Source organism: Streptomyces sp. NBC_01381, assembly GCF_026340305.1.
Classification (GTDB): Bacteria; Actinomycetota; Actinomycetes; order Streptomycetales; family Streptomycetaceae; genus Streptomyces.
Genome location: NZ_JAPEPI010000002.1, coordinates 2,066,101 through 2,092,645 on the forward strand (window position 1 = coordinate 2,066,101; position 26,545 = coordinate 2,092,645).

At 69.5% G+C, this 26,545-nt stretch carries 25 protein-coding genes; 17 read left to right on the forward strand and 8 right to left on the reverse strand.

The window, feature by feature from the left end:
* The first annotated feature begins 96 nt into the window (after positions 1-96).
* Positions 97-990, forward strand: a complete 894-nt coding sequence (locus OG453_RS30795) for an NAD(P)-dependent oxidoreductase (protein ID WP_266871834.1) — start codon at positions 97-99, stop codon at positions 988-990.
* Between the two features lie 1,027 nt (positions 991-2,017).
* Here the strand turns inward: OG453_RS30795 and OG453_RS30800 are convergent.
* Together OG453_RS30800 and OG453_RS30805 are read right to left on the reverse strand one after the other, a co-directional pair.
* The gene (locus OG453_RS30800) at positions 2,018-2,863 is read right to left on the reverse strand and encodes a chitosanase (protein ID WP_266871835.1); all 846 of its coding nucleotides are present in this window, start codon (positions 2,861-2,863) and stop codon (positions 2,018-2,020) included.
* Between the two features lie 152 nt (positions 2,864-3,015).
* Positions 3,016-5,199 (reverse strand): alpha-N-acetylglucosaminidase, encoded by a 2,184-nt coding sequence (locus OG453_RS30805; protein ID WP_266871836.1) that lies wholly within the window; start codon positions 5,197-5,199, stop codon positions 3,016-3,018.
* Between the two features lie 163 nt (positions 5,200-5,362).
* On the opposite strand from OG453_RS30805, the gene OG453_RS30810 reads away from it, so the two are divergent.
* Positions 5,363-5,716 (forward strand): helix-turn-helix domain-containing protein, encoded by a 354-nt coding sequence (locus tag OG453_RS30810; RefSeq protein WP_266871837.1) that lies wholly within the window; start codon positions 5,363-5,365, stop codon positions 5,714-5,716.
* On the opposite strand, the gene OG453_RS30815 is transcribed toward OG453_RS30810, so the two are convergent.
* Positions 5,676-6,071, reverse strand: coding sequence for a hypothetical protein (locus OG453_RS30815; RefSeq protein ID WP_266871838.1), 396 nt, complete (start codon positions 6,069-6,071; stop codon positions 5,676-5,678). The genes OG453_RS30810 and OG453_RS30815 overlap by 41 nt on opposite strands.
* Positions 6,072-6,394: 323 nt before the next feature.
* Here OG453_RS30815 and OG453_RS30820 point away from each other — a divergent pair, with 323 nt between their 5' ends.
* The 9 genes from OG453_RS30820 to OG453_RS30860 all read left to right on the forward strand — a co-directional run bounded on the left by OG453_RS30820 (position 6,395) and on the right by OG453_RS30860 (position 13,443).
* Complete coding sequence (locus OG453_RS30820; RefSeq protein WP_266871839.1) at positions 6,395-6,829, forward strand: cupin domain-containing protein; 435 nt, start codon at positions 6,395-6,397, stop codon at positions 6,827-6,829.
* Positions 6,826-7,890: a class I SAM-dependent methyltransferase gene (locus OG453_RS30825; RefSeq protein ID WP_266871840.1), complete on the forward strand. Its 1,065-nt coding sequence runs from the start codon at positions 6,826-6,828 to the stop codon at positions 7,888-7,890. The genes OG453_RS30820 and OG453_RS30825 overlap by 4 nt, the downstream gene beginning before the upstream one ends.
* Positions 7,890-9,179: a beta-ketoacyl-[acyl-carrier-protein] synthase family protein gene (locus OG453_RS30830; protein ID WP_266871841.1), complete on the forward strand. Its 1,290-nt coding sequence runs from the start codon at positions 7,890-7,892 to the stop codon at positions 9,177-9,179. The genes OG453_RS30825 and OG453_RS30830 overlap by 1 nt, the downstream gene beginning before the upstream one ends.
* A complete protein-coding gene (locus OG453_RS30835) occupies positions 9,176-10,414 on the forward strand; it encodes a beta-ketoacyl synthase (RefSeq protein WP_266871842.1) in 1,239 nt (412 codons plus the stop codon). The genes OG453_RS30830 and OG453_RS30835 overlap by 4 nt, the downstream gene beginning before the upstream one ends.
* Positions 10,393-10,818, forward strand: coding sequence for a holo-ACP synthase (gene acpS, locus OG453_RS30840; protein WP_266871843.1), 426 nt, complete (start codon positions 10,393-10,395; stop codon positions 10,816-10,818). The genes OG453_RS30835 and acpS overlap by 22 nt, the downstream gene beginning before the upstream one ends.
* A gap of 64 nt (positions 10,819-10,882) precedes the next feature.
* Positions 10,883-11,137: an acyl carrier protein gene (locus OG453_RS30845; protein ID WP_266871844.1), complete on the forward strand. Its 255-nt coding sequence runs from the start codon at positions 10,883-10,885 to the stop codon at positions 11,135-11,137.
* Position 11,138: 1 nt separating this feature from the next.
* Positions 11,139-11,582: an SRPBCC family protein gene (locus tag OG453_RS30850; RefSeq protein ID WP_266871845.1), complete on the forward strand. Its 444-nt coding sequence runs from the start codon at positions 11,139-11,141 to the stop codon at positions 11,580-11,582.
* Positions 11,583-11,589: 7 nt separating this feature from the next.
* Entirely contained in the window at positions 11,590-12,576 is a 987-nt protein-coding gene (locus OG453_RS30855; RefSeq protein WP_266871846.1) for a PfkB family carbohydrate kinase, read from the forward strand.
* A 51-nt stretch (positions 12,577-12,627) separates the two neighbouring features.
* Positions 12,628-13,443 (forward strand): cyclase family protein, encoded by an 816-nt coding sequence (locus OG453_RS30860; protein ID WP_266871847.1) that lies wholly within the window; start codon positions 12,628-12,630, stop codon positions 13,441-13,443.
* Between the two features lie 31 nt (positions 13,444-13,474).
* Here the strand turns inward: OG453_RS30860 and OG453_RS30865 are convergent, their stop codons facing one another.
* Entirely contained in the window at positions 13,475-14,140 is a 666-nt protein-coding gene (locus OG453_RS30865) for a response regulator transcription factor (RefSeq protein WP_266871848.1), read from the reverse strand.
* Positions 14,141-14,539: 399 nt separating this feature from the next.
* On the opposite strand from OG453_RS30865, the gene OG453_RS30870 reads away from it, so the two are divergent.
* The 4 genes from OG453_RS30870 (at position 14,540) to OG453_RS30885 (ending at position 20,548) form a co-directional block, all read left to right on the forward strand.
* The gene (locus OG453_RS30870; protein ID WP_266871849.1) at positions 14,540-16,360 is read left to right on the forward strand and encodes an alpha-L-fucosidase; all 1,821 of its coding nucleotides are present in this window, start codon (positions 14,540-14,542) and stop codon (positions 16,358-16,360) included.
* 204 nt (positions 16,361-16,564) lie between these two features.
* Positions 16,565-17,707 carry a hypothetical protein gene (locus OG453_RS30875; RefSeq protein WP_266871850.1) on the forward strand — a complete coding sequence of 381 codons (1,143 nt, stop codon included), beginning with the start codon at positions 16,565-16,567 and terminating at the stop codon, positions 17,705-17,707.
* Positions 17,700-19,442 (forward strand): hypothetical protein, encoded by a 1,743-nt coding sequence (locus tag OG453_RS30880; protein WP_266871851.1) that lies wholly within the window; start codon positions 17,700-17,702, stop codon positions 19,440-19,442. Before OG453_RS30875 ends, OG453_RS30880 begins: the two co-directional genes overlap by 8 nt.
* The gene (locus OG453_RS30885; protein ID WP_266871852.1) at positions 19,439-20,548 is read left to right on the forward strand and encodes a hypothetical protein; all 1,110 of its coding nucleotides are present in this window, start codon (positions 19,439-19,441) and stop codon (positions 20,546-20,548) included. The genes OG453_RS30880 and OG453_RS30885 overlap by 4 nt, the downstream gene beginning before the upstream one ends.
* Before the next feature lie 2 nt (positions 20,549-20,550).
* Here OG453_RS30885 and OG453_RS30890 read toward each other — a convergent pair whose 3' ends face one another.
* Positions 20,551-21,075, reverse strand: coding sequence for a PadR family transcriptional regulator (locus OG453_RS30890; RefSeq protein WP_266871853.1), 525 nt, complete (start codon positions 21,073-21,075; stop codon positions 20,551-20,553).
* Positions 21,076-21,199: 124 nt separating this feature from the next.
* Between OG453_RS30890 and OG453_RS30895 the strand changes: the two genes are divergently transcribed.
* Complete coding sequence (locus OG453_RS30895; RefSeq protein ID WP_266871854.1) at positions 21,200-22,633, forward strand: MATE family efflux transporter; 1,434 nt, start codon at positions 21,200-21,202, stop codon at positions 22,631-22,633.
* Here OG453_RS30895 and OG453_RS30900 read toward each other — a convergent pair.
* Positions 22,608-23,516 carry a hypothetical protein gene (locus OG453_RS30900; protein ID WP_266871855.1) on the reverse strand — a complete coding sequence of 303 codons (909 nt, stop codon included), beginning with the start codon at positions 23,514-23,516 and terminating at the stop codon, positions 22,608-22,610. The two genes, OG453_RS30895 and OG453_RS30900, sit on opposite strands and share 26 nt — an antisense overlap.
* Positions 23,517-23,642: 126 nt before the next feature.
* The gene (locus tag OG453_RS30905; RefSeq protein WP_266871856.1) at positions 23,643-25,139 is read right to left on the reverse strand and encodes an MFS transporter; all 1,497 of its coding nucleotides are present in this window, start codon (positions 25,137-25,139) and stop codon (positions 23,643-23,645) included.
* A gap of 90 nt (positions 25,140-25,229) precedes the next feature.
* Between OG453_RS30905 and OG453_RS30910 the strand changes: the two genes are divergently transcribed.
* The gene (locus OG453_RS30910; RefSeq protein ID WP_266871857.1) at positions 25,230-25,625 is read left to right on the forward strand and encodes a helix-turn-helix domain-containing protein; all 396 of its coding nucleotides are present in this window, start codon (positions 25,230-25,232) and stop codon (positions 25,623-25,625) included.
* Between the two features lie 25 nt (positions 25,626-25,650).
* On the opposite strand, the gene OG453_RS30915 is transcribed toward OG453_RS30910, so the two are convergent.
* Entirely contained in the window at positions 25,651-26,466 is an 816-nt protein-coding gene (locus OG453_RS30915; protein WP_266871858.1) for an SAM-dependent methyltransferase, read from the reverse strand.
* Positions 26,467-26,545 lie beyond the last annotated feature (79 nt).

A 26,545-nucleotide genomic window follows, 5' to 3' on the forward strand; every position in this document is an offset into this window, starting at 1 on the left:
GCACCCAACGGCTCTTGACCTCAATCGAAGTTGAGCTTTTAGCGTGGCGTTACTCGAGCACGACCTAAATGACGAACACGAATGAGGATGACGTCGATGACCACTGCCTCACCAGAGACGGAAGCCAAGCCGGCCGTGACCGTGATCGGTCTGGGCGAGATGGGCCTCACGCTCGCGAGCGCCTTCCTGGACGGCGGGCATCCGACCACGGTGTGGAACCGCACACCGGAGAAGGCCGACGACTTGGTCGCCAGGGGAGCCGAGCGGGCCGCGTCCCTGCGCGACGCCGTCGCTGCCGGCTCGCTCGTGGTCGTCAGCGTGAAGGGCAACGCGACGGCCCGCGACCTCCTGGAATCAGCGGGCGGCGACGCACTGTCCGGCCGTGCCGTGCTCAACCTGACGGACGGCACATCGGCGGAGGCGAGGGCTGTGGCCGACTGGGCCACCGCCCAGGGCGCGCAGTACCTCCACGGCCAGATCATGACGATCGCGCCGGGCATCGGGGGAGCGGAGACGGTCATCTTCTACGGCGGTTCGGACACCGTGTACAACCGCTACCAGCCGGCGCTTCAACTCATAGGCGGCCGGGGAGCCCTGGTGGCGGACGACCCCGGCGTACCGACGCTGTACGGAATGGCCGTGCACGACACGATGTGGGGCACGCTGAACGGATTCCTGCATGCGGCCGCGCTGCTGTCCAGCGAGGGAATCGAGGCAAAGCGGTTCCTGGACGACGCGGGCGCGTCAGTCTCCGCCCTGCTGGGGTACCTCCCGATGATCGCCGGTGAGGTCGACAGGGCCGAGTACGCGACGGAGTACGGCGCACTCCAACACCACCGCCCTTCGGTCGAGGACCTGATCAGGGAGAGCAGGGCGCGGAACATCGATGCGGAGTTCCCGAGTTACACGCTCGGGCTTGTGGACAAGGCTGTGGAGGGTGGGCATGGGGGTGACAGCTACTCACGTCTGATCGAGCAGTTCAGGAAGTAGGGGGGGCGGGGGCTTTGCTGGGCCGGTGGTGGTGTTCGTACCGGGGCCGCCCGGTTGTCCCGAGGTTGGCGGTTCCGGGCCGGGTGTAAAGGGCGCTCCTTCGTCGCGTCGGCTGCGCCGATTCCGCTGCGCTCCACCCTTGACACCCAACCCTCCACCGCGAGAAGCAAATTGACCGGGCGGCCACGAAGCGGGGCTCACGGGGACGGGCCCTTGGGGCATCCGGCTTCACGGCCGGGTGCGGACTGGTTCGTAGCAGTGCTGCCCGTTGGAGGGGTGCGCGGCCGGTCCGGGGATCGGTCCCGGTCTCGTCAAGCGTCTGGCGACCGGATCTTCCGGGGTGGCCGTCGCTTCCTGGATGAGTGGGGGGGGTGGGGGACCTACTTTGGGAAAGTTGCGTTCTGGCATAAGGGGGCGCGCGCCGCCACGAAACACAACCTTGCCGAAGTAGCTTCCCCACACCCCCTCTCCCGGCCACCCCGGGGATCGACACCGGTCTCGTCAAGCCTCTACCCGCCGGATCTTCCGGGGAGACCGTCACGCTCATGGGCAGGTGAGGGGGGTGGGGGACCTACTTTGGAAAAGTAGTGTTCTGGCACAAGGGGGGCGCGCGGCACTACGAAACGCAACTTTGCCGAAGTAGGTTCCCCACACCCCTCTCTCTCCCGGTCGGGGCCGGAAGATCCGGTCGGCAGACGCTTGACGAAGCCGGGACCCGTCCCCGAACCGACCGCGCAGCCCTTCCACCCCTTCAGCGGGCTGCGCTGATACGAACTAGTCCGCACCCGGCAGGAAAGCCGGATGGCCCGCCGGGTGGTCCCCGTGAGCCCCGCTTCGTGGCCGCCCGGTCATATGGCTTCTCGCGGTGGAGGGACGGGTGTCAAGGGTGGAGCGAAGCGGAATCGGCGAAGCCGACGCGACGAAGGAGCGCCCTTTACACCCGGCCCGGAACCGCCAACCTCGGGACAACCGGGCGGCCCCGGTACGAACACCACCACCGGCCCACCAAAGCCCCCGACCAGAACCCTCAGCCGATCCGGTAAGAGTCCCCGTACACCTTCCACTCCAGCGGCGGATCCAAATTCAGGTTGCCCTTCTGGAGGAACACCCGCTGCGCCGTGTCCACACGGCTCGTGTCCTCGTGCGCTTCCTCCTGCTTCATCGCCCAGACCCGCGCGTCGAGGAACGCGTTCAAGTAGTCCGTCTCGTCGCCGCCCTGCGACGGCGGCTGCGCCTCGCCCAGAGCGCGCTTACGGATGTTCCCGAAGCTCGTGCTGTCGCCGCCGTCGCCGTGCATGACGATCGCGTCGTAGTACGCGAACTGGCCCAGCACGCCAAGGCCGTCCGCCTTGCCCTGCTCGACCGCCGGGTTGAAGTAGACGCGGTCGCGCTCGTCGTTCTGCGCCTGCTGGAAATCGGGGTCCTCCGCCGCCTCCTCCCAGTCGGGCTTGAACGTGGGGTCCAGGCCCTCGTGGGAGTCGGTGCCGTCGACCTCACGCAGGGCGGGCAGGTACTTGGCGAGGACGTTGTCCGGCTTGCGGTCGGTGTAGAGCTCGACCAGGTCCAGCATGTCCCCGGTGCCGGAGCAGAAGCCGATGATCCCGGCGGTGTAGCCGCGGCCGTCGCCGATGTCCTCGCAGTAGCGGTAGTAGTCCTTCCAGTTGAGGTCGGAGTTCTCCGCGCTGCACACGATCTTCATGGCGATCTCCTTCTTCGCCGGATCGTCGAGACCGCCAGCCTCGGCGGTCGGCGCGGCCCCCGCCGTCTGCGAGGCGATGACCGGCCCCGCGACGAGCGCGGCGCCCACGAAGGCGAGCAGGGTGCGGCGTGAGGTGTGTAGGCGGTGCGCGGGAGTGCTGTGGGGGGTGGGCACGGGGCCTCCAAGGTGGGGGAGGAGTGCGTCGTTCCGGCCGAGTCCGGTGACTCGATTGCACTGTTAGGAAAGTTTCCTACCAGAGATTCGGAGTGACGTATACCCGTCAATGGAGGGGGAGTTGGTGATCTTGGGGGTGAGGGGGTCGGTCGCTACTGTGACTCAGTCAGGCGTTCGCGCACCTGGACTGCGATTTTGTACGTGTCCCCGCTCGGGCGCGTCACCAGTGACCCCGGATCGCGAATCCAGCCCTCCTCCACCGCGAACCAGTCGATCGGCTTCGGCTCCCGGCCCTCCGTCAGCGCCGCCCGCAGCTCCTTGAAGTACGTCGACCAGCGCAGCCGGTAGAGGCCGCCGACGAGTCCCGCCCACTCCCTGTTGGCGTAGTCGCGCAGGCCCGCGTCCGCCCCGGACCGCGTGCCCCACACGGTGAGCAGCGACAGCTGGTCGTACGCGAGCCGGTCCTTCTCCGTGGTGTCGGCGCCCCATGAACGCGCGTCCGCCACCCAACGGCCAAGGAGATGGCGGGAGTCGGTCGCCATCAGCCTGTCGAGCAGGTCCATGAGTGCGAGCCAGTCGCGTGTCAGCTCGTCGAAGCGAGGGGTGTCCTTGGCGTCGTACGCCTGCTTGATCCGGGGGAGAAGGGTGCGGCTTCGGTTCGAGAGGGCCTGGCGCGCCACGTCCAGGACGTCCCTGCGGTATGCGGATGACCCTTGCAACTCCCGACGCACAGCGAGGAGTTTGCCCAGCGCCGGCTCGAAGTCCGCAGGTTCGTACCGCATCGCCTGCGGCGACCACGCCGCCGCCGACTTCGCCGACAGGCTCGGTCGCGCGCCGAAGAGGCCGTCCGCGCCCTCCGACCACTCGTCGGCGCGCGTCGTGCCGTACGCCGTGCGGCGCAGGATGTCCCAGGCGGCGGCCGCGTGCGGGTCCGCCGCGCCGTAGCGGGACACGGACCACTCGGCGAACCACTCGGCGAGGTCCAAGTCGTCCGTGCGCCACGCCAGTTCGGAGAACAGCTCGAACGCCGCCGGGTTGTTGTCGGCCGCCTCCGGCATCAGTGAGATGCCGGACAGCGTGCTGCCCTCCTTGGTGCGCCACTTCTCGTACAGCGCCGCCCAGTCGGGGGTGTTGGCGCCGAGCGTCGTGTGTCCGCCGAAGTTCCAGATCGAACCGAAGGTGTACGGCGTCGAATTCCAGTCGGACTCGCGGTCGGTGACGGTGGGGAAGCGGTCGGAGAGGCCGTCCACCACCAGCATGCGCGTCTTGTCGACGGCGTCCACGATGGCCTTCGGGGGGTTGCTCTGCCAGCCGAGGATCACCCAGGTCGCGCCGGGATGCGCGGCGTGGAGTGCCTTCTCGACCGCCCTGGCCGCATCGCCGACGGGGACGTCCCCCGGCTTTCCGCCCTCGTGGAGGAGATCCATCTTGTACATCGTCGACGGGCCGAACAGCTCGTCCTGGGCGCGATAGAACGCGGCGGACACGCGGGCGAAGTGCTCCGTGCGCGGGTCCAGCCAGTCCGGGCGCGTAAAGCCGACCCAGTCGCCCTGTGGCACCGTCTTCGCGCCGGGGTTCTTCGCCGTGAAGTCCGGCGGGACCGTGCCGAAGTAGCCGGGGAGCACCGGCGTCATGCCAAGATCGCGGAGCCGGTCCGTGATGCGTCTGCCCAAGGCGGCCCGGCGGTCGAGGAGTTGACGCGACACGGGGTAGGGGAACGCCGACATGTTCTGGAGCAGCCACCATGGCTGGTGCGCCGGGGCCGGGATCCACTCGCGCAACTCCTGGTCGGAGTAGCCGAACTCCTGGAACACCCGGTGGTAGAGCGCGTCCGCGCCCACGTACACGAGGACCTCGTTGTAGCCGTGCAGCGCGAGCACGTCCAGCTCGCGCTCCCAGTACGACCAGTCGTGGTACGCCCCCGTGTAGCCGTCGTTCGTGTCGTTGAGCACGAAGCGGTGCGGGGTGTTGGCGCGGCCGTTCAGCGGTCTGTCCGGGGCGGGGAGCCGGTCGGGAAGGTCCGTCTGGCTGCCCGCCCAGGTGATGTTCGTGTGGGTGGTGTGCTTCAAGTAGTGGCGCAGGCCGGTGAGTTGGACTGCCGGTGTGGGTCCGGTGATTGTGATGTTCCCGCGGCTGCCGGACACCCGGAACGTGTCGGCGGGGCCCGACGTCTCGAAGGTGAGCTGTTCCCAGTGGCGGGGGAGCAGGCGGCGGGCGGCATCGGCGGCGGGGGGCCGCCCGGCCGGTGTGGTGTCGGCGGCGGCTCCGGAACAGGCGACCGTGGCGCCGGTCGTGCCGGCGATGGCGGCCAGGAAGGTGCGGCGGGCCAGGGGCATGGTGAAGGGATACCCTCCCGGTTCGGCGGTGCTCGACGGGCGTGGACGGCGCCTCACGATGAAGGGGGCTCGCGGCGGGGTCAAGGTCCCGCGCGGGGCGCCGGCCGGGGCCGCGTGCCGCACGACGCTTCGATAGCCGAAGCGGTGGTGCTAGCGTCGGCGGATGAGCACACCGCTGCCCGGCAGGGCGACCGGCGCCTCCACCACCGGGCGCCCGCTGATGGCCGCGCTCGATCTGTTCGGGCGCCGCTGGAGCCTGCGCATCGTCTGGGAGCTGCGGGCGGACCCGCTGGGTTTTCGCGCGCTGCGGGAGCGCTGTGACGCCATGTCGTCCAGCGTGCTGCGCCAGCGCCTGACCGAGCTGCTCGAAGCGCGTCTCGTCCAGCAACTGCCGGACAGTTCCTATACGTTGACCGCGCTCGGCCGTGAGGCCCATCAGGCGCTCATGCCGCTGGACGCCTGGGCCCGGCGGTGGGCTACCGAGGTCGGCGCCGACTCGGCAGCGGATCGGCCGTGAGCGCCTCGCCCATCAGCGCGACGGCGGTCCGCAGCGTACTGAGCGGCCGGAGCAGGAGCATTGCCTCGGTCAAGTCGCCATCCGCGCCCAGCTGTTGGACGAATACTCCGTAGGCGGACTCCTCGCCGACCTTTGCGTTGAACGTCGTCACGCTGTTCCGGCCGCCGTCCTCGGTGAACTCCTGGATGGGCTCGATCACGGTCAGGCACTGGCCGATCGTGAGGAAGAGGTGTGCCACGTCGTCCCGCCCGCTGTAGTCGGCGACGGGGCTGTGGAAGACGACGTCCGGTGCGAGCGGCAGCGGGGTCTTGCCGGGGGTGCCGGGCGCGAGCAGGTCACGTACGTCGAGGGTCATCGTGTCGGATCCTCCTGAGGCCGGCTGCTGCTGATTCGATTTTAGAAGCGTACTCGCGAGCGGGAGCCTCCGGAAGTCCACGAGGTGCTCGCGGAAGTCCACGAGGTCTGCCGGGGATCTCCTGGGACTTTGTCCCGTCCCCATGGGCGATCCGCCCCCGCATGCCCGGCCTCAAGTCCCGACGTCGGCGGCGGTCCATGCCCATAGATGAGGACGCCGCGCCCGCCTTACGTTCGTTCGCGGCGCCTGTGAAAGCCCTTTGAAATCCGAAAGCGGCCGGGCGCCTCATCCCTTCACGTCATCCCTTCAGGGAAAGGCAGCACATGAAGCGCGTGCACAGGACAGCCGTCAAGGCCGAGATCGTCCGTGAACCGGGGGCGAAGGAGACCACCCACCGGAAATTGATCGACACACCGGACGGCGCCGACCGGTTCGTACTCACCGAATTCGAAGTTTCTCCCAACGGCTCCACACCGCCCCACTATCACGAGTGGGAACACGAGATCTATGTGCTCGAAGGGTCGATGGGGCTCGTCATGCCGGAACTCGGCAGGACCGAGGAGGTCGGGCCGGGCGACGCCATCTTCATCCCGCGCAACGAACCCCACGGATTCGTCACCGGACCCGGCCAGACCTGCCGGTTCCTGGTCGTCGCGCCGTGCGAGCGGCCGCCCGTGCGCAACGTCTTCCTCTCCGAGGACCCGTACGAGTACACCCAGAACCCCCAGTACGTGAGCCTTGTGGAGGGCGGCAAGTGACCGCCCCGGTCGTAGCCGCCGAGCGCCGCGCCCTCACGCCGTACGAGGACGCCCCGGACCCCGGCCCGCTGCTCGCCCTGAACTTCGGGTTCGCCCGCGCCAGGGTCCTCGGCACGGCACTGGACCTCGGCGTGTTCACCGGCCTCGCCCGAGGGCCGCGCGGCACCCGGGGTCTCGCCGCCGAGCTGGGCTGCGACACCGCCGCGCTGCGCGCACTGCTCGCCGCCCTGGAGGAGCTGGCCCTCGTCACGGGCGGCGACGACGAGAGCTGGGCGCTCACCGAGGTCTCCCGCGCCTATCTGGTCCGGGGTCGCCGGGGCTACCTCGGCGACCACTTCGCGGACGTACTCGCGGAGTGGGAGCAGTGGAGCGGCCTGACCGAACTGGTGCGGCGGGGCGGGCACGGCGGCGGTGAGCTCGGGGCTCCCGAGGCCCGGGGGCGGTATCCCGGCATGTTCTGCGGGATCTTTCCCGTGGCCGTGCGCACCGCCTTCCGTGTGGTGCGGGAGCTGGCGCTGCCTGCCGCCGGCCGCGTCCTCGACTTCGCGGCCGGCAGTGGGGAGTGGGGCATCGCGCTGGCCGCCGCCGACCCGGAGGCGCGGGTGGTGGCGCATGACGATCCCGAGCTGCTCGGGGCCGCGCGGGGCAGGGCGGAGGAGTTCGGCGTGGCCGAGCGGTTCCGCTTCGTGCCCGCCGACTTCACGGGGGACGCGGAGAAGGGGGCCATCAGGGCGCCCTTCCCCGACGGCTGCTTCGACACCGTCGTACTGGCGCATCTGAGCCGATTCGCGGGACCGGCCGCCACGGAGCGGCTCGTCGCCGAGTGCGCCCGGCTGCTCTGTCCCGGCGGCACGCTCCTGGTCGTGGACGTCATGCGCCAGGAGCCGGGGCGGCCCGCCCTGCACCGGCCGATGATCGCGCTCAGCCTGCTGGTGAACACCGAGGCGGGCGCGGTCCAGGAGGAATCCGCGTACCGCGCGGTCATGGAGAAATACGGCGTGACGGCGAAGGAGTCCGTCACGCCCGGTCTCATCACGGTCCTGACAGGAGAAAGGCGATAGTGGTGCGAGAAGTGGTGGTCACCGGGCTCGGTGTGGTCAGCCCGGCCGGCATAGGCACAGAAGAATTATGGAAGAACATCTCGGCGGGGAAGAGTGTCACCAAGCCCCTTTCCGACATCACGAGTTCGGCGCTCTTCGGAGATTTCGACTTCCTGTCGGACTCGATCGCCGAGGTCGAGGGGTTTGAGGAGCAGATACCTGCGCTGCCGCCCGAGGTGCAACGGCTCGACCGCTATACGCAGTTCGCCGTCGCGGCCGCGTACCAGGCCGTCCGTGACGCGGGCCTCGAACAGGGCGGATACGACCCCGATCGCGCCGGACTCTCGCTGTCCACGGCGATCTGCGGCACCCCGAGGATGGAGGAGGAGTTCCTGCGGGTGACCGACGACGGGCGTAAGCCCATCGACCCGGCGAAGGCGGGCCGCGATCTCTACCTCGCCTCGATGTCGAACACTCCGGGGACGATCCTGTCCGCGCTGCTCGGCATGCGGGGCCCGTGCGTGACCCTGTCGACGGGCTGCATCGGCGGCGTCGACGCGGTCGGGCACGCCTACGAGACGATCCGGCACGGAGACGCGGACGTGATGATCGCGGGGGCGAGCGAGGCACCCATCACCCCGGTGACCGTGGCGTCCTTCGAGATCATCAACTGTCTCTCGCGCTCCCACAGCGACCGGCCCGAGGCCGCCTCACGCCCGTACGACGTGGGGCGCGACGGCTTCGTGCTCGGCGAGGGCTGCGGAATCGTCGTCCTGGAGTCGCGCGAGCACGCGGAGAGGCGGGGCGCCAAGCCGTACATGTCGATCGACGGCTTCTCGCACACCTCCAACGCCGTGCACATGACCGATCTGCTGTCCGACGGCGCGGACCTGACCCGCGCCATGACCCAGGCCGTAGCGGAGGCCGGCCTGTGTCCCGAGGACATCGATCACGTCAACTCGCACGGCAGCTCGACGCCGCAGAACGACACCTGCGAGACCAGCGCCCTCAAGCTCGCCCTGGGCGAGCGCGCCCGGGAGATCCCGGTGAACTCGGCCAAGTCGATGGTCGGCCACGCGCTGGCCGCGGCGAGCGCCATGGAGATCGTGCTCTGCGCCCTGGAGGGCAAGCACTCCTTCGTCCATCCGACCGCCAACTACGAGACCCCGGACCCGACTTGCGACCTTGATTACGTACCGGGGGTCGGCCGCCCGTGGCACGGCGACACGATCCTCAAGGGCGCCAGCGGATTCGCCGGGCTGCACGCGGCGCTCGTCACCCGTGCCGTACGGGAAGGGGCCGACGGATGAGCGTCGTCATCACCGGAATCGGCGCGGTCACGCCCGCCGGCATCGGCATCGATCCCCTCTGGGACAGCGCACGCGCCGGCACGCCGCTGGTCGGCGCCATCGACCGGTTCGACGCGTCGGAGTACGCGTGCGACGCCGCGGGCCAGGCGGGTTTCGACGCCCGCGCCGAACTGCCGTCCCGCTTCGTCAAGCGCACCGACCGCTTCACCCACCTGTCCGTGCACGCCGTGCGCCAGGCATTGGCGGACGCCGGCGTCACCGTGGGCGACCAGGTCACGCCCGAGCGGACCGGCGTCATGGTCGGCAACATCCTGGGCGGCTGGGAGTTCGCCGAGCGGGAGCTGCGCCACCTGTGGACCGACGGGCCGCGGGCCGTCAGCCCCTACCAGGCGACCGCCTGGTTCCCCGCCGCGCCGCAGGGCAACATCTGCATCGACCAGGGGATCAAGGGCCCGGCCCGTACGTACGTCGCCGACCGGGCCAGCGGTGCGTACGCGCTGATCGGCGCGGCGGAGTCGCTGCTCCGCGACCGCGCGGACGTGGTGATCGCGGGAGGCGTGGAGGCGCCCCTGTCGCCGTACGGCTGGCTCTGCATGGAGACCAGCGGGCTCGGCGCCAAGTCCCGCGGTTCGCTCGTCCCGCACGAGCTGTACCGGCCCTTCGACGCGGGCCACGGCGGCAGCGTCTTCGGCGAGGGCGCGGTCTTCCTGGTCATGGAGCGCCGCGAGCACGCCGAGCGGCGCGGCGCGACGATCCTCGGCGAACTGGCCGGCTGGGGCGTGAGCACGGACGGCTACATGCCGTACTACACCGTCGAACCCACCGGACAGGTCCTTGGCCGCGCCATGCGGACCGCCACCGAACGCGCCGGGATCACCGGCGCCGACCTCGGCGCGGTCTTCGCGCACGGCTCGGGCATCCCGTTCGAGGACGTCACGGAGGGGTACGCGCTGCACGAGGCGTTCGGCGCGGCGGCACGCCAACTGCCGGTCACCGCGCCCAAGTCGGGCTTCGGGCATCTGCTCGGAGCGGCGGCGCCCGCCGACACGGCGCTCGCACTGCGGGCGATGCGCGAGGGCGTCGTACCGCCGACGGTCAACCTGGACAGGAAGGCGCCGGGCATCGATCTCGATCTGGTCGCCGGTGCGGCGCGCCAGGTCTCCGGTCTGGAGCACACGCTGGTCGTCTCCCGCGGTCTGGGAGGTGTCAACGCATGTCTGCTGCTGAGGCGTTGACCGCGACGGGGGCCCTGCCCGCGCTCGCGGGCATCCGTGCCGTGGGCATCGACGTCGTCGACGTCGAGCGGCTGCGGGGCATGGTCGAGCGGCGCGGACAGCGGATCGTCGATCGCCTGCTCACGGTCAACGAACAGGCCCTGTGCGACGGTTCGCCGCGCCACCGGGCACACCGCATGGCAGGACGGATCGCCGCCAAGGAGGCCGTGCGCAAGGCGCTCGGCGGATACGGCGAAGGGTGCGGCTGGCTGGACGTCGAGATCGGCCGCGACGCCTCGGGGCAACCGGTGCCCCGGCTGACGGGCCGGGCCGACGAGGCCTTCCGGCGTGCCGACTACAGCGGTCTTCACGTGAGCATCTCGCACGAGGCGGGCGTCGCGGTGGCGATCGCGGTCGCCGACTGACGCGAATGTCGCCGACTGACGGCACATCAGAAACATCAACTTTCGCAAGGAGTACGTGAGTTCCATGGATGTACGAGAGAACGTGGTCACCGTCATGCGCGGTGCGGGCTTCGAGGGCGAGGAGCTCGCCGACGACCGGCGCATCGCCGAGGACCTGGACATCGACTCGACCGAGCTGGTGGAGGTCGTCGTCGCCCTCGAACAGCACTTCGGCATCAGCATCGACGCGGACGCCGAGGGCGGCTTCCGTACCTTCCGCGACCTCGTCGACTGCGTGGACCGGCTGCTGTCGGCCGGCGCCGGCGCGGTGAGGAGCTGAGATGCCCAGGATCGAGAACAGCGTCGTCATCGAGGCGGACGCGCGGCACGTCTTCGACGTCACCAACGACATCGGCCGCTGGCCCCACCTCTTCGACGAGTACAGCCACGCCAAGGTGGTCTCCGAGGAGCGGGAAGGACGCTGGACCGAGATCCTCTTCGAGCTCAGCAACCCGGAGGGCTCCACCTGGACGTCCTGGCGGCTCCTGGACCACCGGGAGCTGACCGCGGTCGCCGAGCGGCGCGATCCGCTCTACCCGTTCCGCTATATGCACCTCAGGTGGAGCTACCGGCAGGTGCCCGAGGGGACGCTGATGACCTGGGTGCAGGACTTCGAGGTCGACGACGAGTTCGATGTCCCGCTGCCTACCGTCGTGGAGCGCATGAACGCGCACACCCGGCAGAACCAGACGGGCATCAAGCGGAAGATCGAGTCCGGGGTCTGAGTGCCCTGTGCCCATCGCAGTCACGGGGGTCATCGCGATGGACCACCTCATCACCTTCCCGGGCCGTTTCCCGGTGCGGCCGGTCACCGGCCGGCCGCACATCGCGTCCCTGACGTTCCTCGCCGAGCGTCTGGAGACCCGCAGGGGCGGCACGGCCGCCAACATCGCCTACGGGCTCGGCAGGCTGGGCCAGGACCCGGTCCTGGTGGGCGTGGCGGGCTCCGACTTCGCCGACTACCAGGTGTGGCTCAAGCAGCACGGCGTGGACACCGATTCCGTACGCGTCGTGCCGGGCGAGCCCACCGCGCACCAGGTGTGCACGACCGACATCGACGGGCGCCGGATCAGCACCTTCCGGCCGGGCGCGACGCGTTCGGTGCGGGCCCGCCCGCTGCGTTCCGTCGTGGAGCGCACGGGCGGTATCGACCTGGTGATGATCGCGCCGGGCGACGACCCGGCCGCGATGCTCCGGCATGTGGAGGAGTGCCGTGCGCTGGGGCTGCCGTTCGCGGTCCACGTCACGCGCCAGATCTCCGGGATGAGCCGGAGAGACGCCAAGTCCCTGCTGCCAGGGGCGCGTTGCCTCTTCACCGGCGAGGGGGAGTCCGAACTCCTGAGGGAAGCGACCGGCTGGACCGCCGTGCAGCTCCTCGACCGGGTCGGGGCGTGGGTGACCGCGCTCGGCCCGGCCGGGGTGCGGATCGAGCGGGCGGGCCACCGGCCGTCCCTCGTCCCCGCGATCGGCTCGGTCACCGTGGCCGATCCGGCCGGGGCGGGCGACGCGCTGCGGGCCGGCCTCCTGGCCGGCGTCGCGCGCGGCATCCCGCTGGAGCGTGCGGCCCAACTGGGCTGCGTCGTGGCCTCGTTCGCCCTGGAGTCACCTGGCTCGCAGGAGTACCCGATGGACGTACGCGTCCTGCTGAACCGGGCCAGGGGCGCCTATGGGCACACGGCGGCGGCCGCGATCCGCCGCCTGCTCACCTACGCGGCATGAACCTCAACAGCGGTATGAACCTCGACAATTGAGAGCGAGACGCATCCGACCATGTACGTCGACCTGAGCATCCCCATCAGCCGCCGGGCGCCCGGCGTCGAGTTCGAGCAGTGGCTGCACCGCGACGGGATCCGCCAACTGTCGCGCAGGATCCGGGCGTTGCCCGGTGACAGCAGAAGGGACAGGTATCTCAACTTCTGGCGGTGGCTCATCGGCGCCCGGCGCCTGCGCGAGCGCGATCTGCCCGGCGGCTGCTTCCTCTCCAACGAGTTCTACCGGATGTCCGTGCACCAGGGCACGCACGTCGACGCGCCCTTCCACTACGGCCCCGAGTGCGCGGGCGAACCGGCGAAGAAGGTGATGGACCTGCCCCTGGAGTGGTTCAGCGGTCCCGGCGTCGTGCTCGACGTCCGCGGCTGCGGGGGCCGTGTCACGGCGGCCGGCGTCAAGGAGGCGCTGGACGCGGCGGGTTCGGGGGTGGGGCCCGGGACGGTGGTGCTGTTCCGCACGGACTCCGATCTGCGGCTCGGCACCCCCGCGTACTACACGGAGTCCACCGCCATCACCCCCGAGGCCGTCGACCACCTCCTCGACCTCGGCGTGAAGGTCATCGGCACGGACTGCTGGAGCTTCGACGGCCCGGCCCGCGCGATGGTGGAGTCCTTCTACGAGACGCGTGACCCCGGGGCGCTGTGGCCCACTCATCTGCACGGCAGGGAGCGGGAGTTCATCCAGATCGAAGGCCTTGCGGGGCTGCGAGGGCTGCCGCGGCGCGGCCCGTTCACCTTCATGGCCTTCCCGATCGCCCTCGCGGATGCGGGCGCGGCATGGTGCAGGGCGGTGGCGCACGTACAGGAACCGCGCTGAATTACCCAATTGCCGAGGAATTCCACCCACATCACGGGTCGGTCGCCAGGTCTCCTGCCCGGCCCAAGGAGCGTTTTGCGTACAGCACGGTCTGTACGCGATTGGGCGTGCCCAGTTTGGCGTAGATACGGCTGAGATAGTTTCGGACAGTCTTCGGGCGTAGCCCGAGATGCTTGGCGATGCAATCCGTCTCGTGATCGTCGGCCACCATGGACAGAATCTGCCGCTCGCGTTCCGTGAGCATCGCGAGGGGTGAGTCGTCGCCGCAGCCGCGGCCCGCCATCAACTGCAGGATCGGGCCCGCGGTGGCCGCCGTGAACGCGGCGCCGTCGCGGTGCACGGCGAGCAGCGTCTCGCGCAGTTCGACGGCGTCGATGCTGCGGGATAGATAGGCGTTGGCGCCGGCCACGAAGGCTTCTCGCATGTAGACCGGCTGTTGGTTGGAGGAGAGGATGACGATCCGTACGTGGCCGGACGCACGGCGGATCGCCCGGATCGCGTCCACACCGCCCGTGCCGGCCACGCCGAGCCCCATCACGACGATCTGCGGGCGGTGCCTGTGTAACTGCGCCAGCGCCGATGCCGCGTCGTGGGTTATCGACACCACGCAGAATTCCGTAAAGCCGTCGAGGAGCTTTCGGAAACCTTCGAGCACCAGTTGTTCGCTGTCGACGAGCAGGACCCTTATCGATGACATTGAAGACCCCCCTGGGTTCCGCATTCACGACTGTGAAAGATCAGAACATGGGGGCATCAAGTCTCCTGCTCCTTGCCCCCGTTGGCTGATTTCCATCGTCGACGAATATCTGCCACATCCGATGCTACACCACCGGACGAATCACTCTTCTGGTTAATTGTCAATTATGCGGCGGACGCCATTCGTTGATTGATCGCATTTCGGTTGAACCTTTCATTGGCGCGGGGTGGCGGGTCGTGGAGTGGGCGGGCCCGCGGGGTGTCGGTTGCGGGTCAGTCATCGGAGCGATGTGACGTGAAGCGGCCAACATTCGGTGTAGAAGGGTTAGTTGGGCGCATTGACATCCGATGTATTCCTCCCTACGTTCCCGAGCGACCCCTCAACCTCAGGAGCCGCCCCATGCGCAAGAGAGCCGCCGGACCAGCCCTGCTCCTCGCCGCCGCATTGGCCTTCACTGTCGTCCCGCAGGCGACCGCGGTTCCGGACCGCGAGCCGGAGCCGGTCGCGGGCCCCGGGACCGACCACGCCACGGACGACCCCTTCACCGCCGACCGCACCAGCTGGTTCCGCCAGGACCGCTTCGGCATGTTCATCCACTTCGGCGCGTACTCGAACCTGGAGGGCGAGTACAAGAAGGCCGACGGCTCCGTCTGCCGCGACGCCGAGTGGATCCAACGCCAGTGCGACATCCCGCAGGCCGAGTACGAGAAGCAGGCCGCGACCTTCAACCCCGCCGACTTCGACGCCAAGGCCGTGGTCAAGGCGGCCAAGGACGCCGGGATGCGCTACATCGTCATCACCTCGAAGCACCACGAGGGCTACGCGATGTGGCCGACGAAGGTCAACGACTACAACCTGCGCGACCACTCCTCCTTCGACAAGAATCGAGACATCCTCGCCGAGCTGAAGAAGGCCTCCGACGACGCGGGCATCAAGCTCGGCTTCTACTACTCGATCTGGGACTGGCACGACAAGGACTTCCCCGACCCGGCCACGTTCCCCAAGTACGAGAAGAGGATGCGCGCCCAGCTCAAGGAGCTGGTCGACAACTACGACCCGGCGCTCCTGTGGTTCGACGGCGAGTGGGACACCGACAAGCCCAACAACCCCTGGACGGCCAGGGACGGCGAGAAGCTGGAGGCCTACCTCCGCGACCTCGACCCCGACCTGGTCATCAACAACCGCGTGGGCAAGCGCCGTGTCGTCGACGGCGACTACGGCACCCCCGAGCAGGAGATCCCCGGCGCCCCCGTCGACGGCCAGCTCTGGGAATCCTGCATGACCCTCAACGGCCACTGGGGCTTCGCCCGTTACGACACGAACTGGAAGTCTTCCAGCACCCTGGTCCGCAACCTCCTCTCCACCACGTCCCGCAGCGGCAACTACCTCCTGAACGTCGGCCCCGACGCCCGCGGCCGCGTCCCGCAGCCCTCCGTCGACCGCCTGAAGCAGATGGGCGACTGGCTGCGTACGTCGGGTCAGGGCGAGGCGGTCTTCGGCGCCCGCTACGGCGGACTCGTCGAAGAGCCGGCCTGGGGTTCGGTGAGCCGCAAGGGAGACAAGCTCTACGCGGCGGTCACCCAGTGGCCGACGGACGGTTCCGCCCTGCATCTGAAGGCGCGCACGGACTTCAAGGTCACATCGGCGCGGGTGCTCGGCAGCGACCAGCGGGTGGAGGTCGCCAAGTCCGGTGACGGATACGACATCAAGCCTTCCGGGGCGGCGACGAACGACACCGCCACCGTCATCGAGCTGAAGGTCGATCCCGGCCCGACGGCCCGCCCCGGCAAGGGCAAGGGCCTCAAGCAGGAGATCTTCGACAACGCGGAGCTGAGCGGCACGCCGAAGATCACCCGCACCGACGCGACGGTCAACCACGCCTGGAAGTACGAGGGTTCACCGGCCGCGAGCATCCCCGCCGACAAGTTCGGCGTCCGCTGGACGGGCAAGCTGGAGCCGCGCCGTTCGGAGACGTACACGCTGACGACCGTCTCGGACGACGTGGCGCGGGTGTGGATCGACGGCAAGCTGGTCATCGACTCCTGGACGCCGCACGAGCCGAAGATCGACAAGGCCCAGGTGAAGCTGACGGCGGGCACCCGGCACTCCATCAGGATCGACTACGCGGAGAACACGGGCGAGGCCCACATGAAGCTGCTGTGGTCGAGCCCCGGCCAGGAGCAACAGATCGTCCCGGCAACGCAGTTGTACGCGAACTGACGGCCTGGCCCCCTTCCCGGCGGCGGATCGCCGCCTCCGGTGAGGTCGCGGGCAGCTTCCCCGCCCGCGACCTCACCGGACTCCGCAGCGATATGGCACCGTCAAGTGCCGCCGGAACAGGGTCAGTTGGGCCCGCTTCCCGCTACAGTTTCCTTCTTGCCCCATTAGGGGGAACATTCGACGTCACCCTCTTCGGGAGGCCGAATGCGTTTCCGTGGCGGACCTTCAGTGGAGTCGATGCGGCGGCTGCGCGTCGCCGGGCGGGTGTCGACGGCTCAGGTGGACAAGGTGCTCGCGGACACCTCGGCCCATCCGCAGCCCTCGGGCCCTGTGCTCCTCGACCTCTCCTCGGCGACCTCCTTCGACGTGGTGGCGCTGCAGCAACTCCTGTCGTTGTTCGCCGCCCGCAGGGACGCGGGCCTCGACACCAGGATCCGGCTGCCCGTGGACGCCGCCGCCCGGCACGTCCTGCGGCAGTGGCAGTTCCCGCTCGCGGCCGGTTCGGTGGCCCGGGTCCCGTTCAGGGACCTGGTCATGGACGAGGACCGTGCGTACTTCCGTGAACAGGCACCGCCCGCATCGGCCGTCCCCGGCTCCGCGAGCCCACGCGCCTCGGTTCTCGCCTACCTCACGGCCCAGCGGCGATTCGGACTGCGCCCCTACCGGATCGACGGTGCGTCGGCCCGTCTCCGGATACTCGAGGACGAGGTGTCCTGTTGGGGAGGCTTCGCCCTGACGCGGCTGCTGAGGAGCATGCTCGCGGGGCCCGCGCCCGAGGTCATCCGCGTACTGGTCCAAGAGCTCGTCAGCGGCCCCCTGCTGCAACGCTGGTACGGAAAGGTCGCGATCACCGGAGCGCAACTCGAGCTGCCCGGCCAAGGGCCCGGCGCGGGCACCCTCACGCTGGCCATCTGGGACGACAGCGAGTCGCTCATCAGTGAGCTGAGGAAACGTGATCTGGCGGCCGAGCTCCCCCGGACGGAGGAGTTCACCGTGGCCGCTCAGGGCTGGTCCCCGGGCGAGGAGCCGGGCCGCGGCAGCTGGCAGGCATGGCCCGATTCGGAGGATCCGGAAGTCCTCCTGGCCGGGTTGATGCGCAGCACGCCGCGCGACCGGTCGGCGGGCGGCGGCGCGGAAGGCAGCGACGGCATGTACGCGCTCTACAACTGCGCGGTCGACGTGTTCGGCGGGAGCCTCTGCATCGCGTCGAGGCAGACCCGGCTCACGATATCCGCGGCCCCGGCCGCGGACCGGGCCCGATACCGGGTCGAGGTGGCCGCCGGACCCCAACTCCCCGACCAGCACGGCAATCTGCTCGCCGTGCGGTTACCGGTGCGCGATGGCTAGGCCCCTGCACCTGGTCACCGCCCGGCAGATCACGGTGGCCCGCGACGCCCCCGAGCCGGTCGCCGATGAGCGGGGCCACTTCTACCGATGGCTGGGCGAGACCCTCGTAGGGCGGAGCGTCTCGATCGGGCCCGCCGGAGACACCGTCTACATCACCTCCGAGGAACTCACCTACGAGTCCTTCAAGATCGCGGACTATCTGGGCAAGACGCTGCCGAAGGGCCGCGGGCTCCATTTCCTCGTCATCGACCTGGCGGCCACCCCCTACAGCCAGCTGTGCGAGTCGCTGCTCATCGGCGTCGCCGACACCGTTCAGCTGTGGGCCGCGCAGGCCGCGGACCGGTCGCTCGCGATCCTCCTGCCGGCGTTTCCCCACACCCGGTCCGAATTCTGGCCGACCCTGCGCTCACTGGCGGACGGCCGTGACCCCGCGGCCAAGCTGGTGGTCATCTCCAACGACGGGGCCATCAGGTGGCTGCACGGCGACAGCGGATCCCTGCGACCGGATTTCGAGTCGGTCTACCCGCTGAAGCAGGATCCGCCGCAGCGGGACCCCCGCGAGCGGATGTCCGGCCAGATCGTCCGCAGGCTCGGCCACTATGCCTCCCGCGAACGCAACGGCCCGCTCTGCAAACGCTACTTTTTCGACACCGGCCATGCCGCGCCGGAGATCGCCGAGCTCGCCGAACGATGGCTGCACACCACGGTTCTGGCCGATCCCGCCGTGCCGAGCGACCTCATGCTGCTGAGCAAGGACCGCAAGAAGGGCCTGGACGACGCCATCGCCGGAATTGCCGGGGACCTGCGTCTGCGCTTCGGGACGTTCGACTCCGAAGGCGGCGTCTTCGACCCGGACGGGAACCCATTGGACGCCGCGGACATCCACGGCACGGTCGTGCTCTTCTTCGCCGTGGTCAGCAAGCGGCAGAAGTTCGAGAGGATCATCAGGAACATGCGCCGGGCCGGGATCCGCCTTGCCCCGCGGGCCTGGACGGTCCTCGCCACCGACGACGAGGCGGAAATCGCGGACACGGTGCCTCCGCTCGACGTCGAACGGACGGTGCGTCGCAAGGCATCCCGCCAACAGGACTGCGAACAGTGCACCATCGGCCTGCCGCACACCGACCCGTTGAGGGAACACCACACCCTGCGCACCTTCGACGCCTGGGAAATCCTCCTCACGTCGCAATGGGGAGCGGAAAGAGTCGCTCCCGAGGGGAGCTTCTTCCGCTACGCCCCTGACATGGGGGACGTGTTCGACAACTATGGGAACTGGGTCGCGTCGAAGGTGATCTCTCTGCTGCTGACCCGGGGCCTTGTGCCCGCCAGCACGGTCTTCGTCTTTCCCGACGAGGAGCGCATCAAGAGGCTCCTCGTCAGGATCAGCACCCTTTTGCGGGGCCGACCGGTGACGATAAGGATCCCCAGCGAGGTCCTGGGGCACCACACGTCCGCCGACGGCCGGAGCGTTGCCGGTGTCCGGCGGGGGCGGACGAGCAGTGACATCTGGGAGCGCCAGCTCCACCATCTGCGGGGCAGCAGAAGCAAGGTGGTGATGCTCGACGAGTTCCGGGCATCCGGCCACACCGCCCGCGCGATGCTTTCGCTCCTCCTGAACCGGGAGATCCAGCCGGTGGCCTACATCCCCATCCTCGACTTCTCCGACGAGACGGACCTCGACGGCCTGCCCGTCCACCCTCTTTACCGGATACGGGCCACCAGGGGCGGGGCATGAACGCCGGCGGCGGAGTACGGGCGCAGTCGGTGGAAGAGGCCTGCCTGACGCTGGTGTACCTGCTGCACAACCGACGGCGTGAATGGGCCCTCGGCCGGCACAATGCGGATGAACTCGGCCACATCAAACGCAACATGCTGATCGCCGACTATGCGCGCAAGGCTCTGGACCTCCCCGTGGAGGTGCGCCAGGAGCTCGACAGGATGGTCGTCGAGTCCTTCCTTCCTCCCCATCCGACTGCCCCCTGGACGGGACCCGCCATGCCACCTCCGCCGCCCGAGCCCGAGCCCGTGGACGTCGCCGTGGTGGTCGTCATCATCGAGGAACTCGACGCGGCACTCGGCGCCTTCGGCATGACCCAGGACGACTTCGACAGGGATGCCGTCGTGGGCGACCAGCGCTTCTTCCCCACCCGTGTGCCGAACGGATACCGCCCGGAGGAGCCGCTCTCCGTCGTCATCACCTCGGCCGGCAGGAGCGGGAACGTTCAGATGGTGAAGTCCGTCGACGCTCTTCTCAAGCTCTACGAGCCGGAGTTGATCTGCCTGCTCGGCACCGCCTGCGGTGTGCCGGAAGAGGTTCGGATCGGGGACGTGGTGGCCTGCGATCGCGTCTACTACTTCCCACCTGGCCGGCGTCTCCCGGGAAAGATGTTCCAGCCACGGCCGAAACACGGGCAGGGGCGGAGTGATTACGGGCATGGGCTCTACTACTACGACCCCGCGAAGACCGACTACGCGAGCAGGGTACGGGAGTTCGTCCGCGGCCTGTCTCCCGCTGAAGTCCCCGAGACCTTCTCGGTCGCTCGCATTCCCGAGGTGCACACCACCAACGTCACCATCGCATCGGGCGAAGAGGTCCTGAGGGACGGGGAGTTGCTGCCCGGCCTGCGGGAGGTCGACAACTCCATCTGCGCCGCCGACATGGAGTCGTACGGATTCTCCCAGGCGGCGGAGGGGCTCCCCTGGCTGATCTTCCGCGGGATCAGCGACTTCGGGCCGGATCACGAGGAACGCTGGAAGTACGTCTCGACGTCGTTCGCCGCCCTCTGCCTCGAAGATTTCCTCAGGACGCGGTATCTCCCGCCGGATGCCGATGACTTGTGAGCTCACCCTTCCAAGGCGCTGATGGCCTCGGCCAGCCACTTCTTCTCCTCCGTGCCCGTCGCGCGGGCGATCCTGAGCATGCCCTGGCGGAAGAGGTCGGGGGTCTCCTCCGCCTTCACCGGTTTCCCGTCGCGGTAGAAGAAGCTCGCCGGAGCGTCCAGGAAGGCCTGGCGGCGGCGGAGCACCGCGGCTTGCTCGGCCGAGTCGGGAAGGTGGCGGAGGAACGCGAGCAGCGTGAAGAACCGCTGCCCGTCGGTGATTTCGGCGTCCTTGGGATCTCTTAGGCGGGCGAGCAGTTCGGTGCGGCCGGCCTCGGTGAGGGAGAGGATCCGGCGGGGTGCGGCGCTCTTGCCGGGCTCGGTGTGCTGTTCGACGAGGCCCGCCTTCGCGAGCCGGGTGATCGCCGGATAGAGCGCGCCGTCGCTGACCGGGCGGATATGGCCGCTCAGGCCCTGGATGCGGGTCTTGAGTTCATAGCCGTGCAGGGGCTCCTCGCTGAGGAACCCCAGGATCGACAGCTCCAGCATGTGAGGCGAGCCCCTTTCTGTTGCCGCGCGCTTGTCCTTCTCCTGCCGTGATGCTATCTCTTTCCGCGGTACCTCGAATCGAGGTACCGCGGAAAGAGGGGGATGTGTCATGGGGTCGTGTGTCATGGGTCCGACCGAGCACCGGCGCCGGCTGGTGTCGCTCGCGTACCCGGTCTACTTCGAGCTCCTCGCGGGGGTCACGGCCGGGATCATCAACATGGTCTGGGTGGCCAGGCTCGGCGGCGACGCGGTCGCCGCGGTGGCCGTCGCCACGAACGTCGAGAACATGCTGCTCGGCGTCATCCTCATGGCCGGCTCGGGAACCACCGTGCTGGTGGCCCGGGCCAGGGGAGCGGGGGACCCGGCGGCGGTCCGGTCCGCGGTGCGCGGCGGCTGGGCGCTGTGGGCGCTGATCACTCCCGTGGTCGCTGTCGGCGGCTACGTGTGCCGCGAGCCGCTGGCCCGCCTGGTTCTCGGCGGAGGCGCCGGCGACGCCCTGCCGCTCGCCACGGAGTACTTCGCCGTCGCACTGCCCGGCATGGCGGTCTACTTCGCCACCAACGTCGTCGACGGCATCCTCAAGGGCGCGGGCGACACCCGTACGCCGATGCGGCTCGCCCTGCTGGCCAACGGGCTGATCCTCGTACTGGATCCGCTGCTCATCCTGGGCTGCGGACTCGGCGTACGCGGCGCGGCGATCGCCACGGTGGCCGGGCGGACGGTGGCACTGGTGTGCGGGGTGTTGGCGCTGCGGGGACTTGACGAAGCCCGGCGTGGTGTCGCGCCCCTTAAGGGGCGCGGGGAACTGCGCGACCAGCCCCCACCGGCCCGCAGGTCCATCACCGCCAATCCCGCAAAGCGCCTCATCGCCGACGCGCGAGGAACGGCCGCGACCGGCCTCCCGATGTCGGCGGACTTCGTCGTACGGATGACGGGGGCGCTGGCGCTCGTCGCGGTCGTCGCCAGACTGGGCGTCGAGGAGGTCGCCGCGTACGGCATCGCGACCAAGGCGATGTACCTGGCGACCATGGCCTTCTACTCCGTGCGCCAGGCCGCCGCGATCCACACCGCCCATCTGCTCGGCGCGGGGAGCGACGCGCGCCGTGCCGTAGGGCGCCAGGCGCTGCTCGTCGCGGGGGCGCTGGGGCTGGTCGCCGCGCTGGTGCTGCTGGCCGCGGGCCCCTGGATCATGCGGGGCTTCGGCGCCGGGGGAGAGGTGGCCGACGCGGGGGCGCTCTATCTGCGGTGCCTGGGGCCGTACTTGGTGCTGCTCGCCTGCTTCATCGCACTGGGCGGCGTCTTCGAGGGCAGCGGTTCGAGCCCGGCCCTCGCCCGCATCACCGCGTGCGGCGTCGTGCTCCAACTGGCTCTGGCCTACGCCCTGTCGGGCCTCGGCCTGCCGGGTATCTGCCTGGCCATGGCGGTGTCCATGGCCCTGCAGTGTGCGGGGGTCGCCCGAATGTACCGGCGTACGGGGCGAGTTCAGGAGCTCAAGGGGGGAGGCGGCGGGCCTCGACGGCTCCGCTCCGGGGTCAGGCGCAGAAGCGGGCGGTGGTGACCGAACCGCCCGCGTTCTCGTCGTCCGTGCCGAGGGCGGCGAGGTCCGAGCCGGGGACGCAGTGCAGGGCCTCGATCTTGTGGCCCTTGAACTTCCGCAGGACATCGGGCGACTTGGCGAGCGTCAGGCGCCACTTCCCTGCGTCGGTGACGGCGAGCCTGCCCGCCTTGCTCACGGCCGAGTCGAACGGGCCGTCGTCACCGGCGTCCGAAGCCGAACTGATGAGGATGCGCCCCGACTTGGTCACGTCGATGTCCGAGGCGTGCCGGACGTCGCCGCCCGGGTAGGGCGCGCGGAACTCCGTCTTCGACACCGCGCCGAACTTGGACTCGCCGTAGGTGTTGATCGAGAACGGCGCCGCGTACAACGTGGCCGGACGGTCGCCCGCGCCCCGGTCGGCCCAGACCGCGGCCAGCTTTCCCTTCTGCGAGGTCAGCGTGAAGCTCTCGAAGTCGTCGCCGTTGCCGATCGCGGGGAGCGGCGAGATGTCGAGGACCTCCACCGCCTCGCCGGAGTCGGTCAGCTTCAGGTGGTAGACGAGGCCGCGGCTCGCGACCGCCACGTACTCGTCCGGGGCCCCCGGCACCCGGTCGAGCGCCTCCAGGTCGACCGGCTCGGCGCCGCCCTGCCAGGTGAGCGGCGCGGCATCGGGGGTCTGTCCCGGCCTGTAGGTGACCTCGGCGATGCGATTCTGGCCCGGCCTCTTGTTGTCGCGTACGACGAGGGCGCGGAACGTGTCACCCGAGCGGGAGGCGACGGCGAGACCGCTGATGCCGGACTGCAGGTCGTACCCGACCCGCTGCCAGTCGGCGGCCGCCTTCGGCTGGGCCGGGGACAGGCCGGCGGTGAGGAGAACGGCAACTCCCGCGCCGAGGGCGGTCATTGCAATCAAAGCGGACTTACGCATGGTCAGGGGCCTCTCACTCGATGTGCAACGCGCGTAGATTCACGGCTGGCCGGACGGTAGTGGTCCGCCCGGCCGTGAGGCAAGTGAGGTACGCGGACTGGGCTAACGGGCGCTTCGTACGGCAGCCGCCTCGCGGTGGCCGGGTGTCGGCTCGACGGTGACGGCGGGGCGCCGCCCCGGCCGCAGGACCGTCGCCGCGACGGCTAGGCCGAGCGCCGCGATCCCGGTGGCGACCCAGAAGGCGAGCCGGTAGCCGTCGGCCGTGGCCGCCAGGGTGCGCCCGCCGTCGGCGAGCAGTCCCTCCGTGCGGCTCGCGGCCAGTGTCGTCAGCACGGCGAGACCCAGCGAACCGCCCACCACCTGCGTGGTGTTGAAGAGACCCGAGGCGAGCCCCGCGTCCTCCTCGCGCACCCCGGACATCGCGAGCCCGGTCACGGCGGGCATCGCGGCGGCGAATCCCGCGCCGAGCAGAATCATCGGAGGAAGCACATCGGTGACGTACGAACCATCGGCGGGCAGCCGGCCGAGCAGGGCGAGCCCGGCCGTGATGAGGGTGAGCCCGGCGAGCAGCGGGCGGTAGGGACCGAACCGGCCGATCAGCCTCGCGGAGACGCTCAGCATCAGTACGCCGATGACGACGGGGGCGGGGAGGAAGGCGAAGCCCGTCTTCAACTCGCCGTAACCGAGGACGCGTTGGAAGTAGAGGGCGCCGATGTACTGGAAGCCGTACATCCCGGCGATCATCGCGATCTGCACCGCGTTGGCGCCAGTCAGCGACCGGGAGCGGAAGACGCGCAGCCGCAGCAGGGGGCGGGCGGCGCGGGCCTGGCGGGCGGCGAAGGCGGCGTACAGGGCGAGGGAGAGCGCGGCGAGGCCGAGGGTGGCGGACGTTCCGTGCTCGGCGGAGCCGACGATCGTGTAGACGGTGAGCATCAGCGCACCCGTGATGAGCGCCGCGCCCGGATAGTCGGCGCCGCCGCCGATCCCGGTGCCGCGGTCGTTCGACAGGATGCGCACCGCAGCGACGAGCGCGACGACACCGATCGGCAGATTGATCAGGAAGATCCAGTGCCAGTTCAGGGTCTCGGTCAGCGCACCGCCGAGGAACGTGCCGAGCGCACCGCCCGCCGCGCCGACCGCGCTGAACACCGCGATGGCCTTGGCCTGTTCGCGCGGCTCGGGGAAGAGCGCCACCAGCATGCCGAGCACGACGGCGGAGGTCATCGCCCCGCCGACACCCTGCACGGCGCGCGCCGCGATCAGCACGCCCTGGTCGGTGGCGACCCCGCAGAGCACGGAGGCGGCGGTGAACAGGGCGAGGCCCCACACGAACATCCGCTTGCGCCCGACGAGATCACCGAGCCGCCCGGCAAGCAGCAACAGACCGCCGAAGGCGATGAGATAGGAGTTGACCACCCAGGCGAGACCCGGCGCGGAGAAGCCGAGATCGCTCTGGATGGAGGGCATCGCCACGGTCACGATATTGCCGTCGATGATCGTCATCAGCAGGCCCGAGGACAGTACGGCGAGCGAAGCCCAGCGTGACCGTGATGGAGCGGACTGCCCCTTGGACTGCCCCTTGAACTGACCCTCGGACACGACGAAAACCTCCATGAACTGCATAGGTGCACGACTTGTAACGGGACTCATCGTGGGTGACCATGGAGGCGTCGAGAAGGAGGCACTTCAATGTCCCAAGGGAACACCGGTGTTACCTCGCAGGTGGTGAACGCGCAGGCGTGCCCGGTGCGGGAAGTTCTTGACAGGGTGGTCGGGAAATGGAGCGTCCCGATCCTGGTCGCGGCGGCGCACGGGCCGATCCGCTTCACCGAACTGGAGCGCAGCATCGACGGAATCAGCCGCCGCATGCTGACCCTGACCCTGCGGAATCTGGAGCGCGACGGCCTGCTCGTGCGGACGGTGCACCCGACGGTCCCGCCGAAGGTGGAGTACGAACTGACGTCGGTGGCCGAGGAGTTGCACGGCACCCTGCTCAAGCTGACCGGCTGGGCGGAGCGCCACCGGGTGACGATCGCCGAGTCGCGGGCGGCGTACGACGAGCGGCGGGGCCTGGTCGACGCCTGACCCCGGCCGCTGCGATCGGCTGTGGCTACGGCTTGCGGGCCACCGCGCCGTACGCGTCGACGGGCATCGGATCGTCGGCCGACTCCGGGCGCCATCGGGTGACCGGCACGACCCCGGGCTCCACCAGCTCGAGCCCGTCGAAGAACCCGCCGATCTCCTCGACGCCCCGTACGTAATAGGGAATCGCGCCGCTCTTGTTGTACGCGTCCGACGCCGCGATCATGCCCTCGCTGGTGGCGGTGCTGTCGCTGACGATCAGGTAACTGCCGGCGGGCAGACCGGCCATGAGCCGCCCGACCAGATCCCGGGCTTGTCCGTAATCGGCCACGTGGCCAAGGGTGTTGAGGATCATCAGCGCGACGGGCTTGGAGAGGTCCAGGGTCGTCGCGGCGGTCCGCAGGATCGCCTCGGGGTCGTGGAGATCGGCGTCGATGTACGCCGTCTCACCCTCGGGCGTGCTGGTCAGGAGCGCGCGGGCGTGCGCGAGGACGAGCGGGTCGTTGTCGACGTACACGATCCGGCACTCCGGGGCGGTGCGCTGGGCCACCTCGTGGGTGTTGTCGGCGGTGGGCAGCCCCGTACCGATGTCGAGAAACTGCCGGATGCCCTGCTCGCCCGCCAGATGCCGGACCGCACGCCCGAGGAAGTGCCGGCTCAGCCGCGCCACGTCGACCAGGCCGGGGAAGATCTCCTTGATGTGATCGCCGAGTTCACGGTCCTTCTCGTAGTTGTCCTTGCCGCCCACGAAGTAGTTCCAGAAGCGCGCGGAGTGGGGGGTGCTGGTGTCTATGCGGGCGAGGATGTCGGCCGAGGAGTCGGGGCGGGGGGCGCTGTCCGGCACGGGGAACCTCCTGGGGCGGGCTTGCGGCGGACTTGGGGTCAGCGGCCGAGCAGGCTCGGGTCGTCGGCCGGCGTCCCAA

Excerpts from the sequence above, each read along its gene's own strand:
- OG453_RS30795 (WP_266871834.1), top strand. The coding sequence starts at position 97 with ATGACCACTGCCTCACCAGAGACGGAAGCCAAGCCGGCCGTGACCGTG.
- OG453_RS30805 (WP_266871836.1), bottom strand. The coding sequence starts at position 5,199 with ATGCCCCTGGCCCGCCGCACCTTCCTGGCCGCCATCGCCGGCACGACC.
- OG453_RS30810 (WP_266871837.1), top strand. The coding sequence starts at position 5,363 with ATGAGCACACCGCTGCCCGGCAGGGCGACCGGCGCCTCCACCACCGGG.
- OG453_RS30815 (WP_266871838.1), bottom strand. The coding sequence starts at position 6,071 with ATGACCCTCGACGTACGTGACCTGCTCGCGCCCGGCACCCCCGGCAAG.
- OG453_RS30820 (WP_266871839.1), top strand. The coding sequence starts at position 6,395 with ATGAAGCGCGTGCACAGGACAGCCGTCAAGGCCGAGATCGTCCGTGAA.
- OG453_RS30835 (WP_266871842.1), top strand. The coding sequence starts at position 9,176 with ATGAGCGTCGTCATCACCGGAATCGGCGCGGTCACGCCCGCCGGCATC.
- acpS (WP_266871843.1), top strand. The coding sequence starts at position 10,393 with ATGTCTGCTGCTGAGGCGTTGACCGCGACGGGGGCCCTGCCCGCGCTC.
- OG453_RS30845 (WP_266871844.1), top strand. The coding sequence starts at position 10,883 with ATGGATGTACGAGAGAACGTGGTCACCGTCATGCGCGGTGCGGGCTTC.
- OG453_RS30850 (WP_266871845.1), top strand. The coding sequence starts at position 11,139 with ATGCCCAGGATCGAGAACAGCGTCGTCATCGAGGCGGACGCGCGGCAC.
- OG453_RS30860 (WP_266871847.1), top strand. The coding sequence starts at position 12,628 with ATGTACGTCGACCTGAGCATCCCCATCAGCCGCCGGGCGCCCGGCGTC.
- OG453_RS30865 (WP_266871848.1), bottom strand. The coding sequence starts at position 14,140 with ATGTCATCGATAAGGGTCCTGCTCGTCGACAGCGAACAACTGGTGCTC.
- OG453_RS30870 (WP_266871849.1), top strand. The coding sequence starts at position 14,540 with ATGCGCAAGAGAGCCGCCGGACCAGCCCTGCTCCTCGCCGCCGCATTG.
- OG453_RS30875 (WP_266871850.1), top strand. The coding sequence starts at position 16,565 with ATGCGTTTCCGTGGCGGACCTTCAGTGGAGTCGATGCGGCGGCTGCGC.
- OG453_RS30880 (WP_266871851.1), top strand. The coding sequence starts at position 17,700 with ATGGCTAGGCCCCTGCACCTGGTCACCGCCCGGCAGATCACGGTGGCC.
- OG453_RS30885 (WP_266871852.1), top strand. The coding sequence starts at position 19,439 with ATGAACGCCGGCGGCGGAGTACGGGCGCAGTCGGTGGAAGAGGCCTGC.
- OG453_RS30890 (WP_266871853.1), bottom strand. The coding sequence starts at position 21,075 with ATGCTGGAGCTGTCGATCCTGGGGTTCCTCAGCGAGGAGCCCCTGCAC.
- OG453_RS30895 (WP_266871854.1), top strand. The coding sequence starts at position 21,200 with ATGGGTCCGACCGAGCACCGGCGCCGGCTGGTGTCGCTCGCGTACCCG.
- OG453_RS30900 (WP_266871855.1), bottom strand. The coding sequence starts at position 23,516 with ATGACCGCCCTCGGCGCGGGAGTTGCCGTTCTCCTCACCGCCGGCCTG.
- OG453_RS30910 (WP_266871857.1), top strand. The coding sequence starts at position 25,230 with ATGTCCCAAGGGAACACCGGTGTTACCTCGCAGGTGGTGAACGCGCAG.